Raw genomic sequence first — 11,301 nt, forward strand, 5'->3', positions numbered from 1 at the left:
CAATATGTGGCGGTTGGCAGGGTTCATTAGAACCTCCTGAGGTGAGTGAGTTTTCACTTCAGGACACCGGCAAAACTATGTCAAGTTAATAAGCTCGAAATTGGCTGGGGTATCAATAAAACAAGGCGTTCAAGCCAACTCAATTTGCAGCTATACATAGTTAGGGTCTATACATAGGGGTCGATAGCTACTATTTAGTTGATTGTAAGATTTGATTGCGATTAAATTTTTAAGATGTCAGATCAAGTCTCAGCCAGTACACCTCATGGCTTATTAAAGCTATTCGGCAAGGTAATTCTAAATTTGTTTGGTTTATCCTGCCTTATTGCAATCAATTGAAATCACATCCGCGCCGTTTTTCAAACCATCAAGGTAATCAGCCCAGGTTTGCATCATCTTATGGCGTTCTGGCAGGTGGGCAGTCCGGTTGTAGGCGCGTCCGTTTGGGTCTCTAACTGCATGGGCTAGTTGATGCTCGATAAAGTCAACCCTTACACCCAGCACTTCATCAAGGATAGTCCTAGCCATTGCCCTAAAGCCGTGGCCTGTCATGATGTCCTTTCCGTAACCCAGCCGCTTCAAGGCTGCATTGATGGTGTTTTCGGACATACACCTATCGCCTCTAGGGGTACGTTCAGACGGGAACACATAGCGTCCATGTCCGGTAAGCGGGTGCAATTCTTTCAGTATCTCAATGGCTTGGGTTGATAGCGGAACAATATGTTGTACGGATGTTTTTGATACAAAGTAACGCCATTCTTTAGCCTCAATGCCTATGTGTTGCCATTCTGCGGCGCGTAATTCGCCAGGACGCACAAACACCAAAGGCGCGAGCTTTAAGGCACATAGGGCAATAAATGAACCTTGGTAGCTGTCGATTTCCCTTAGTAGTTCTGCAACCGCTTTCGGCTCGGTTATCGCTGCAAAATGTTCCCTTTTAACGGGCGGCAATGCCCCGCGTAAATCCGGTGTAATATCCCGGTCAACCCTACCTGTTGCTACGGCATAGCGGAAAACTTGGCTACAGATCTGTAATGTCCGGTGGGCTGTTTCAATTGCACCGCGTTCTTCAATGCGTCGTAGGCAATCCAGGATGTGTTTAGGCAAAATATCGGTTATTGGTCTACTGCCCAGCCAAGGAAAGATGTTGCGCTCTAGAAGCCGTTTAGAACGGTTGTCTTTGTCGCTCCAAGTCTCAACCTGTTTCTGACCTCATTCCCTTGCGATCACTTCAAGGTTGTTTTCAGTCAGTGCCACTCTAGCCGCTTTAAGAGCTTTTTGTTCTCGCCAGGATCAATGCCATCGGCTAGTTGCTTTCTCGCTACCTCGCGCCTCTGTCTGGCTTGGTCAAGGGTCACTTCGGGGTACTTTCCTAGAGAAAGCAACTTTTCAGTACCCCCTACACGATATTTCAAACGCCAATACTTAGACCAGCCCTTTACGCCGAGCTTAACATGAAGGTACAACCCTTTATCGTCGGACAACTTGAACGCCTTACCTGAAGCGGCCTTGTCGCCTCTATGTGCGTTCTTACAAGCGGTATCTGTTAGCATTTGGGGGTATCTCACTTTGAAAAACTAAAAGTACCCCTGAAAAATACCCCCATTCATTGCGGATGTCATTACATCTTACTGCACCCAGTTGGACAATAAAAAACCCGCTATGCCTTGCAATATGCGGGTTTTATGTGCTTCGTTGGACTTGTTTGTATTTGTACATGGTGCCCAGGGGCGGAATCGAACCGTCGACACGAGGATTTTCAGTCCTCTGCTCTACCGACTGAGCTACCTGGGCGGGTATACAAAAGAGCGCTATTAGACGTGATTATGCCGTTACAGTCAATAAGAAATAATTAGGGGACTTCTATTTAATTGCAATTTAAACCGCCATGCAGCGAAAGTTCTGAAATTTTTTGAATTGTTTCCACATTGAGGCCAGTCCTGCTTGCAACGCCCCCCTCATTACTAACGAATGTGCCCCTTAGTTATGCCCCAACATGCGCAGCTCCCCTGTGGTTGTCCCTCAAAGTTCGGTTGCCTGGCTTCGCGTCGCGCTTAATTAGCTGCACCAGGCGCATTATGTTGTAGACCAAGTTCATCAGGCCAATCTTAACCTTGGCTCGCTGGAGGCCGATGGTGCGCACCATCGCACCATCTCATCCTCAGGTGCTCTGAAACCGGACAGTTTATGTGCTACAAACCTGGACATTTTATTAACTCCTAACAGCCAGGAAAAATCAGCTTGACCTCATTATTGTTAGCAAGTATTATGCTCTGCTCACATGGGCTTAAGTGCTTGAGCAAAGTCGAAATACTATTTAGTCCGTTAACATTGTTGGGATTAGCGGTTTATTAGACACATACTGTATTCGGAGTAAAGAAAAACATGGCCACGATCAACCAATTGGTTCGTAAGCCGCGCGCTAAAAGAATAGAAAAAAGCAATGTCCCTGCATTGGAAGCGTGCCCACAGCGTAGGGGTGTGTGTACGCGTGTCTATACAACGACACCGAAAAAGCCCAACTCAGCTCTCCGTAAAGTAGCCAGAGTAAGGCTCACAAACGGATCGGAAGTGAGTAGCTATATTGGCGGTGAAGGACATAACCTTCAGGAGCACTCGGTAGTATTGATCCGGGGTGGTCGTGTAAAAGATTTGCCTGGCGTGAGGTATCACGTTGTTCGTGGCAGCCTTGATGCTTCGGGTGTGAATAACAGGAAGTGCGGTCGTTCTAAATATGGAACAAAGCGCCCAAAAGGCAAATAATAAGTTGGTGAAGAATGTCTAGAAGAAGAGTCGCTACCAAAAGAGAAATTATTCCAGATCCAAGATTTGGCAGCATTATGCTGACCAAATTCATGAACATGATTATGGAAAGTGGCAAGAAGTCAGTCGCAGAAGGAATTGTATATGGCGCTTTAGATGTGATTGAGAAGAAAGGCCATAACGAACCTCTGGAAGTTCTCTCAAAAGCATTGGAAAATGTCCAGCCGAGAGTGGAAGTTAAGTCCCGTCGTGTCGGCGGTGCAACTTACCAGGTTCCTGTTGAAGTTCGTCCTTCCAGGCGTATGGCTTTGGCGATGCGCTGGTTGATAGATGCTTCCCGTAAACGGAATGAAAGGACTATGTCATCCAAGCTGGCGGGTGAATTGATGGATGCTTTTGAAAGTAGGGGTTCTGCCGCTAAGAAGCGCGAAGATACTCATAGAATGGCGGAGGCTAATAAGGCATTCTCCCACTACCGTTGGTAGAAAATAGAAAAAAATCAGGTTTTGGTGGTGGCCAGAAAAACTCCAATAGAGTGTTACCGCAATATCGGGATTATGGCTCATATTGATGCGGGCAAGACCACAACCACGGAAAGAGTGCTGTACTATACGGGTGTGTCTCACAAGATAGGCGAGGTTCACGATGGTGCGGCAACCATGGATTGGATGGAGCAAGAGCAAGAAAGAGGGATTACGATTACTTCGGCTGCGACAACCTGTTTTTGGAGCGGCATGGAAAAGCAGTTTCCGCAGCATCGTATCAACATTATTGATACGCCAGGGCACGTTGATTTTACCATTGAAGTAGAGCGTTCTTTAAGGGTTCTTGATGGGGCCTGTGCGATATTTTGTGCTGTGGGCGGGGTTGAGCCGCAGTCTGAGACGGTTTGGCGGCAAGCCAATAAGTATCATGTCCCGCGATTGGCATTTGTCAATAAAATGGATCGTTCAGGAGCTGACTTCCTGCGAGTGATTAAGCAGATCGGATCAAGGCTGGGAAGTAAGGCCGTTCCTATGCAGTTGCCTATAGGTGCTGAGGAGCATTTTGAAGGCGTGGTTGATCTGGTTAAGATGAAAGCCATATTTTGGGATGAAGCCAATATGGGAATGACATTTAAGGAAAAGGATATTCCTGCAGATATGCTTGCAGCTTGCACGGAGTGGCGTGAGCATATGATAGAGGCAGCAGCGGATGCTAATGAAGAATTGATGGGTAAATACCTTGAAGAAGGTGTTTTGACCAATGAAGAAATAAAGCGGGGTATTCGGCAGCAGACGATAGCCAATCAGCTAGTACCGGCTTTTTGCGGATCGGCTTTTAGGAATAAGGGTGTCCAAGCCATGCTGGATGCTGTTATTGAGTACCTGCCTTCGCCGGTAGATATTAAGGCTATTAAAGGCTTGCTGGATGACGGGGTGACGGAAGCGGAGCGTCCGGCATCGGATGACCGTCCTTTCTCATCCTTGGCGTTCAAGATAGTCACGGATCTGTATGTCGGGACGTTAACTTTTTTTAGGGTGTACTCCGGGGTGTTGAATTCCGGGGATGCTGTATATAACCCCGTAAAGAAGAAAAGAGAACACATTAGGCGTATCGTGCAGATGCACGCCAATAGCCGGGAAGAAGTAAAAGTTGTTTGTGCCGGAGATATAGCGGCAGCGATAGGGTTAAAAGATGTGACAACAGGGGATACGCTATGCGACCCAAATCACATCATAGTCCTTGAGCGTATGGAGTTCCCTGATCCTGTAATTTCGGTTGCAGTCGAGCCGAAAACCAAGGCAGACCAGGAAAAAATGGGCATAGCTTTAGGCAAGCTGGCACAGGAAGACCCTTCGTTTAGGGTTCATACGGATGAAGAGTCGGGGCAAATAATTATTTCGGGGATGGGGGAACTCCATCTTGAGATTATTGTTGACCGGATGAAAAGGGAGTTTAGCGTGGATGCCAGTGTGGGCGCACCGCAGGTGGCTTACAGGGAGACAATCCGCGCTACGGTTGAACAAGAAGGAAAATTTATTAGGCAATCCGGTGGCCGGGGACAGTATGGTCACGTCTGGTTGCGGTTGGAACCCAAAGGGGGTGGTTCTGGCTACGAGTTTGTAAATGAAATTGTCGGCGGGGTTGTCCCTAAAGAATATATACCGGCAGTGGATAAAGGGATTCAAGAACAGCTAAAAAGCGGTGTCTTGGCAGGTTATCCCGTTTTAGATGTAAAAGTTTCCTTATTTGATGGTTCGTATCATGATGTTGATTCGAGCGAGATGGCTTTCAAGATTGCAGGTTCCATGTGTTTCAGGGAAGGTGCAAGAAAAGCGAATCCGGTTCTGCTCGAACCCATTATGAAGGTGGAAATAGTCACCCCTGAAGATTATATGGGTGATGTGGTCGGCGATGTCAATCGACGTCGTGGGCTGATACAAGGCATGGAAGACACGCCATCGGGGAAAACGATTAGTTGCGAAGTGCCGCTAGCGGAAATGTTCGGTTATGCAACTGATTTGCGTTCGGCAACACAAGGGCGAGCTACTTACAGTATGCAGTTTGAGAAGTACAATGAGGTGCCTGCATCTATTGCAGAAGCAATTATTAAAAAATCATCATAATTTGAATGTAACATTAAGGTATTGAGTCATGGCCAAAGAAAAATTTTCACGTAGTAAGCCCCACGTTAACGTTGGCACAATCGGACACGTTGACCACGGAAAGACAACGCTGACCGCAGCATTAACCAAAGTAATGGCCGAGTTGCAAGGTGGCGAGGTTAAGGCGTTCGATCAAATTGATAATGCGCCTGAAGAACGTGCGCGTGGTATTACGATTGCGACTTCGCACGTCGAATATGAATCGGCAAAACGTCATTACGCCCACGTTGACTGTCCAGGACACGCCGACTATGTAAAGAACATGATTACTGGAGCTGCACAGATGGATGGGGCGATCCTGGTCTGTTCCGCAGCCGATGGCCCAATGCCCCAAACCAGGGAACATATCCTGTTGTCAAGACAGGTGGGCGTTCCTTATATCGTCGTCTTCCTTAACAAGGCGGACATGGTTGATGATGCTGAACTGATCGAGTTGGTTGAGATGGAGCTCAGGGAACTGCTGGATAAGTATGAATTTCCAGGCGATGACACCCCTATTATCGTCGGTTCCGCCTTGAAAGCCCTTGAAGGTGATACCAGTGAGTTGGGTGTGCCATCTGTAGTCAAGCTGGTAGAGGCTTTAGACAGTTATATCCCATTGCCGGAAAGGGCCGTTGATGGCGCTTTCCTGATGCCTATTGAAGATGTGTTCTCAATCTCCGGTCGTGGTACCGTGGTTACAGGACGTATCGAGAGGGGTATTATCAAAGTCGGTCAAGAAGTTGAGATTGTCGGCATTAGACCTACCGTAACAACTACGGTAACTGGCGTTGAAATGTTCCGTAAGTTGCTTGATCAAGGTCAAGCTGGTGATAATGTTGGTCTGCTGTTGAGAGGCACAAAGCGCGATGATGTTGAGCGTGGGCAAGTATTGGCGCACAAAGGCACCATCAAACCACATGCTCTTTTCAATGCTGAAATTTACGTGTTGTCGAAAGAAGAAGGTGGTCGTCATACGCCTTTCTTTAACGGCTATCGTCCGCAGTTTTATTTTAGGACGACAGATGTTACCGGAGCGGTCGATCTTCCAGAAGGCGTAGAAATGGTAATGCCTGGAGATAACATTTCCGTTAAAGTGAAATTGATATCACCCATTGCTATGGAAGATGGCTTACGCTTCGCTATTCGTGAAGGCGGACGTACAGTCGGCGCTGGCGTTGTTGCATCTATCATCGAGTAATTAATATGACCAATCAAACTATCAGAATCCGGTTGAAATCTTTTGACCATAAATTGATTGATCAATCGGCTGGAGAGATAGTAGAAACAGCAAGGAGAACAGGTGCCCAGGTTAAAGGCCCTATTCCCTTGCCTACTAAAAAAGAGCGCTTTACGATTTTGATTTCTCCGCATGTCAATAAGGATGCGAGAGATCAATATGAACTAAGGACATACAAAAGGTTGCTTGATATCGTTGAGCCGACTGACAAAACAGTCGATGCTTTGATGAAATTGGATCTTGCCGCCGGTGTTGATGTCCAGATAAAGTTGAATTAGAAGAATAGAGGTTGTGGCAGATGTCAATAGGTCTTGTGGGTCGAAAATGCGGTATGACCAGGATATTTGGAGAAGACGGCACTTCCGTACCCGTTACTGTATTGCAGGTTGATTCCAATAGAATTGCCCAGATCAAAAGTTTTGAAATTGATGGTTACCGTTCAATCCAGGTCGCGGTAGGAGACAAAAAGTCATCGCACGTTAACAAGGCGATGGCTGGTCACTATGCCAAGGCCAATATGACAGCTGGAAGAGGGCTATGGGAATTCAGGCTAGATGAAGGCGAAGGATCGGATCTTGCCGTGGGTTCTGAATTGCCTGTTAGTCTTTTCTCGGCAGGCCAAGTGGTGGATGTGCAAGGACGGAGTATTGGTAAAGGATTTGCTGGCGGCATCAAGCGTCATCATTTCCACATGCAGGATGCGACACATGGGAACTCACTTTCGCACAGGGTGCTAGGTTCTATCGGTATGAACCAGACACCGGGTCGGGTATTCAAAGGAAAAAAGATGGCAGGCCATCTGGGTGATAAAAAAAGGACTATCCAAAACCTGACGATCCATTCCATTGATACTGAACGGAATTTAATTCTAGTTAAAGGTGCAGTGCCTGGCGCTAAAGGCGGTGATGTAATCGTTATACCCGCAACAAAAATGCGAAATAAAGGTTAAGTCATGGGTTTGCAGATACCAGCTTTAAATGGAAATAATTCCAACAACGTAGATGTGCTTGAGTCTGTTTTTGGACAAACTTATAACGAGACATTGATTCACCAATTAGTTACCCGGTATCTGGCCGGAGCACGGGCGGGCACCAAAGCACAGAAGACACGTTCTGACGTAAGCGGCGGTGGGGCAAAGCCTTGGAAACAAAAAGGCACAGGCCGTGCGCGGGCAGGCACAACCCGAGGCCCAATCTGGCGCACCGGTGGTGTTGCATTTGCGGCTAGGCCCAGAAATTACGAGCAGAAGCTGAATAAGAAAATGTTCCGCGTCGGTATCCGGTCAATTTTGTCTGAATTGCTCAGACAAGGCAGGTTGGTGATTAGTGACGCTATCGTTCCTGCCACTCCAAAGACAAAAGAATTCAGCGAAAAGCTGAAGATTATTGATGCAAGACGTGTTTTGATTATTGTTGATAAGGTTGACGCCAACCTTGCCCTCGCATCTAGGAATATCCCAAATGTTGAGGTTATTGAGGCAGAAAATTTAAGCCCGGTGTTGTTGGTGGCTGCCGATAAAATCATTGCAACCTCTGCCGCGATAAAAAGATTAGAGGAGCGTTTAGCATGAGCAATTACCAGTTGATAGATGTCTTGGATGCGCCGATCATCTCAGAAAAAAGTACCATTGCGGCCGAAAAAGATAATCGGTTCGTCTTCAGGGTAAAAAAACAGGCGACAAAGATTCAAGTCAAAAAGGCTGTTGAAGCCATGTTTAAAGTCGAAGTTGATTCGGTTAACGTATTGAATGTCAAGGGCAAGAAAAAACGCTTCGGGAAGACATTGGGTCAGCGTTCAGATTGGAAAAAAGCCTACGTCAAGCTCAAGCCCGGTCATGACATTAGTTTTGCAACTCCATAGTTTATAAGATAAAGAGACAATAGGGAACAGTACAAAAATGGCTATTGTAAAGTCAAAACCGACATCGCCAGGTTCGCGCTTCGTTGTGCGTATCAAGAGCGAAGGTCTCCATAAAGGTAAGCCTTACGCTCCCTTGCTGAGTAAGCTCAGTAAGAGCGGTGGCCGGAATAACCAAGGTCGGATAACGACTCGACATGTGGGGGGTGGGCATAAACAGCACTATCGCATTATCGACTTTAAACGGAATAAAACGGATATACCTGCGGTCGTTGAGCGTCTTGAATACGACCCAAACAGGACTGCAAATATCGCCCTTATCCTGTTTAAAGATGGTGAGCGTCGCTACATCATTGCGCCTAAATGCCTTGAAGTAGGTCAAGAGCTTGTTTCATCTGAAACTGTCCCCGTAAAACCAGGCAACTGTATGCCATTGCGTAATGTGCCTATGGGTACCGTAGTCCATTGTGTGGAATTAAGGCCAGGCAAAGGTGCGCAGTTAGCCCGCAGTGCTGGCACATCGGCACAGTTGGTGGCTAGGGATGGAGCCCATGCAACGATAAGGTTACGTTCCGGTGAAATGAGGAAGGTTTTGGCTGATTGCCGTGCGGTGATTGGTGAAGTTTCGAATTCGGAACATAATTTGGCCTCTTACGGAAAAGCTGGGGCAACCCGGTGGAGAGGCGTTAGGCCGACAGTCCGTGGGGTTGTAATGAACCCTGTTGATCACCCACATGGTGGCGGTGAAGGCAGGACATCAGGCGGTAGGCATCCAGTTTCACCTTGGGGTATGCCGACTAAAGGCTATAAGACAAGAAAAAACAAGCGGACTGATAACATGATTATCAGGCGTAGAAAATAAGGTTAAGTGAGGTATTACCGTGCCACGGTCAATTAAAAAAGGTCCATTCATAGATCACCACCTTCAAAAGAAAGTGGAAGATGCGGTTAGTACAAATAATCGCAAGCCGATTAAGACATGGTCCAGAAGGTCGATGATCATTCCTGATATGTTGGGATTAACGATAGCTGTCCATAACGGACGTTTGCATATACCCGTTCTCGTATCTGAAAATATGGTAGGGCACAAGTTGGGTGAGTTTGCGCCGACTCGGACCTATAGGGGTCATGTGGCTGATAAAAAATCTAAATAGGTTGTTGTGTAATGGAAGTTTCGGCGAAATTAAGTAATGCACCTTTATCTGCCCAAAAAGCGCGTCTGGTCGGGGATTTGATACGTGGGATGCCTGTTGATCAAGCACTGAATACATTGAAATTCAGCTCAAAAAAAGGCGCTGCGATCATTAAAAAGATTCTTGAGTCTGCAATAGCGAATGCGGAACACAACGATAGCGCAGACATTGATGAGTTAAGAGTGTCTACCGTATTTGTCAATGAAGCGGCGACCATGAAAAGATTTAAGGCAAGAGCTAAGGGACGTGCAAATCATATCCTTAAAAGAACCTGCCACATTACAGTTAAAGTCTCGGAAAACGAGTAGGGGCAGAAAATGGGACAAAAAGTACATCCAATTGGCATTCGTCTTGGCATAGTAAAGGATTGGAACTCAAGATGGTATGCAAACAGCCATAATTATCCCCTGTTTCTTAATCAGGATCTGGAAGTCAGGCAATTTCTAAAGGCAAGGCTAGCGAATGCATCGGTTAGCCGCATTCAGATTAACCGCCCTGCAAACAACGCGCACATTACTATTCATACCGCCAGACCTGGAATTGTTATCGGGAAAAAAGGTGAAGATATTGACGTGTTGAGACAGGAAATAGCAAAAATGATAGGCGTTCCTGTGCAGATCAATGTTGAAGAGATTAGGAAGCCGGAGCTTGATGCGCAATTAGTGGCGGAAGGCGTGGCGCAACAGCTCGAAAAACGGATTATGTACCGTAGGGCGATGAAGCGCGCGGTTACCAATACGATGCGCCTCGGGGCAGAGGGAATAAAAATCAATGTTGGTGGCCGCTTAAATGGAGCTGAAATTGCACGTAGCGAATGGTATAGGGAAGGCCGGGTGCCTTTGCATACCCTAAGGGCTAATATTGATTATGCAACTGCTGAAGCGAATACGACTTATGGAATCATCGGTATAAAAGTATGGATATTTAAAGGCGAAGTATTTGATATGGATATGCATAATACTACTGCCAATAATCCTGATTCTAAGAAATAAGTAATAAGTAAAGGGACAGAGTAATGCTTCAACCAAAAAGAACAAAATTCCGTAAACAGCATAAAGGTAGAAATAACGGCACTGCCGTCCGTGGCTCGTCTGTCAGTTTTGGCGAGTATGGATTAAAGTCAATCAGTCGAGGTAGGTTGACTGCCCGACAAATCGAATCTGCCCGTAGGACGATTACCAGACACGTCAAACGTGGTGGCAAGATTTGGATACGAATTTTCCCTGATAAGCCAATCACTAAAAAACCTTTAGAAGTTCGTATGGGAAAAGGTAAAGGTAGTGTAGAATACTGGGTTGCCCAAGTAAGACCTGGGACTATGTTGTATGAAATCCAGGGTGTCAGCGAAGAACTGGCGCGCGAAGCCTTTACTTTAGCGGCAGCGAAATTACCCTTAAAAACCCTGTTTACCGCTCGGACGATAATGTGATGAAAGTAAGTGAATTACGGCAAAAATCAAAAGACGACTTGGGAACTTTATTGCTCGAGTTATCTCGTGAACGATTTAATCTAAGAATGCAAAAGAGTACAGGCCAGCTGTCAAAACCTACCGAAATAAAAAGGGTCAGACGTGATATAGCGCGTCTACAAACCGTATTGAATGAAAAGGCAGGCGTATAAC

General features: G+C 46.4%; 16 protein-coding genes and 1 tRNA gene. 14 read left to right on the top strand and 3 right to left on the bottom strand.

All coding sequences use genetic code 11. The annotated features are described in order from the left end of the window. Nucleotides 1-312 precede the first annotated feature (312 nt). From ACLQ6D_RS12175 to ACLQ6D_RS12185, 3 genes are all read right to left on the bottom strand, one after another. Nucleotides 313-1,146, bottom strand: coding sequence for a tyrosine-type recombinase/integrase (locus tag ACLQ6D_RS12175; RefSeq protein WP_411727572.1), 834 nt, complete (start codon nucleotides 1,144-1,146; stop codon nucleotides 313-315). Between the two features lie 101 nt (nucleotides 1,147-1,247). Further along, entirely contained in the window at nucleotides 1,248-1,553 is a 306-nt protein-coding gene (locus tag ACLQ6D_RS12180) for an Arm DNA-binding domain-containing protein (RefSeq protein ID WP_411727559.1), read from the bottom strand. A 165-nt stretch (nucleotides 1,554-1,718) separates the two neighbouring features. Further along, nucleotides 1,719-1,794: transfer RNA gene (locus ACLQ6D_RS12185), tRNA-Phe, on the bottom strand. Between the two features lie 591 nt (nucleotides 1,795-2,385). Here ACLQ6D_RS12185 and rpsL point away from each other — a divergent pair. The 14 genes from rpsL to rpmC are packed head-to-tail and all read left to right on the top strand — an operon-like array spanning nucleotide 2,386 to nucleotide 11,300. Next, a complete protein-coding gene (rpsL, locus tag ACLQ6D_RS12190) occupies nucleotides 2,386-2,763 on the top strand; it encodes a 30S ribosomal protein S12 (protein WP_349019358.1) in 378 nt (125 codons plus the stop codon). A 14-nt stretch (nucleotides 2,764-2,777) separates the two neighbouring features. Beyond that, on the top strand, nucleotides 2,778-3,248 hold the full coding sequence (gene rpsG / locus ACLQ6D_RS12195) for a 30S ribosomal protein S7 (RefSeq protein WP_411727560.1): 471 nt from the start codon (nucleotides 2,778-2,780) through the stop codon (nucleotides 3,246-3,248). 27 nt (nucleotides 3,249-3,275) lie between these two features. Further along, on the top strand, nucleotides 3,276-5,372 hold the full coding sequence (gene fusA / locus ACLQ6D_RS12200; protein WP_411727561.1) for an elongation factor G: 2,097 nt from the start codon (nucleotides 3,276-3,278) through the stop codon (nucleotides 5,370-5,372). Between the two features lie 28 nt (nucleotides 5,373-5,400). Then, nucleotides 5,401-6,591, top strand: coding sequence for an elongation factor Tu (gene tuf, locus ACLQ6D_RS12205; RefSeq protein WP_411727562.1), 1,191 nt, complete (start codon nucleotides 5,401-5,403; stop codon nucleotides 6,589-6,591). A gap of 5 nt (nucleotides 6,592-6,596) precedes the next feature. After that, nucleotides 6,597-6,908: a 30S ribosomal protein S10 gene (rpsJ, locus tag ACLQ6D_RS12210; protein ID WP_023494757.1), complete on the top strand. Its 312-nt coding sequence runs from the start codon at nucleotides 6,597-6,599 to the stop codon at nucleotides 6,906-6,908. Between the two features lie 20 nt (nucleotides 6,909-6,928). Beyond that, nucleotides 6,929-7,579, top strand: a complete 651-nt coding sequence (gene rplC, locus ACLQ6D_RS12215; protein WP_411727563.1) for a 50S ribosomal protein L3 — start codon at nucleotides 6,929-6,931, stop codon at nucleotides 7,577-7,579. Nucleotides 7,580-7,582: 3 nt separating this feature from the next. Further along, entirely contained in the window at nucleotides 7,583-8,200 is a 618-nt protein-coding gene (gene rplD / locus ACLQ6D_RS12220; protein ID WP_411727564.1) for a 50S ribosomal protein L4, read from the top strand. Then, nucleotides 8,197-8,490 carry a 50S ribosomal protein L23 gene (rplW, locus tag ACLQ6D_RS12225; RefSeq protein WP_411727565.1) on the top strand — a complete coding sequence of 98 codons (294 nt, stop codon included), beginning with the start codon at nucleotides 8,197-8,199 and terminating at the stop codon, nucleotides 8,488-8,490. Before rplD ends, rplW begins: the two co-directional genes overlap by 4 nt. Before the next feature lie 37 nt (nucleotides 8,491-8,527). Next, nucleotides 8,528-9,349 (top strand): 50S ribosomal protein L2, encoded by an 822-nt coding sequence (gene rplB / locus ACLQ6D_RS12230; RefSeq protein WP_411727566.1) that lies wholly within the window; start codon nucleotides 8,528-8,530, stop codon nucleotides 9,347-9,349. A 19-nt stretch (nucleotides 9,350-9,368) separates the two neighbouring features. Continuing rightward, nucleotides 9,369-9,641, top strand: a complete 273-nt coding sequence (rpsS, locus tag ACLQ6D_RS12235; RefSeq protein WP_411727567.1) for a 30S ribosomal protein S19 — start codon at nucleotides 9,369-9,371, stop codon at nucleotides 9,639-9,641. An 11-nt stretch (nucleotides 9,642-9,652) separates the two neighbouring features. Then, nucleotides 9,653-9,988 carry a 50S ribosomal protein L22 gene (gene rplV / locus ACLQ6D_RS12240; protein WP_411727568.1) on the top strand — a complete coding sequence of 112 codons (336 nt, stop codon included), beginning with the start codon at nucleotides 9,653-9,655 and terminating at the stop codon, nucleotides 9,986-9,988. Between the two features lie 9 nt (nucleotides 9,989-9,997). Continuing rightward, the gene (rpsC, locus tag ACLQ6D_RS12245; RefSeq protein WP_411727569.1) at nucleotides 9,998-10,672 is read left to right on the top strand and encodes a 30S ribosomal protein S3; all 675 of its coding nucleotides are present in this window, start codon (nucleotides 9,998-10,000) and stop codon (nucleotides 10,670-10,672) included. Nucleotides 10,673-10,695: 23 nt separating this feature from the next. Beyond that, nucleotides 10,696-11,109 carry a 50S ribosomal protein L16 gene (gene rplP / locus ACLQ6D_RS12250; protein ID WP_411727570.1) on the top strand — a complete coding sequence of 138 codons (414 nt, stop codon included), beginning with the start codon at nucleotides 10,696-10,698 and terminating at the stop codon, nucleotides 11,107-11,109. Continuing rightward, entirely contained in the window at nucleotides 11,109-11,300 is a 192-nt protein-coding gene (gene rpmC, locus ACLQ6D_RS12255) for a 50S ribosomal protein L29 (protein WP_411727571.1), read from the top strand. Before rplP ends, rpmC begins: the two co-directional genes overlap by 1 nt. Nucleotide 11,301: the final 1 nt, after the last annotated feature.

The organism is Methyloglobulus sp., assembly GCF_046714055.1.
Lineage (GTDB): Bacteria > Pseudomonadota > Gammaproteobacteria > Methylococcales > Methylomonadaceae > Methyloglobulus.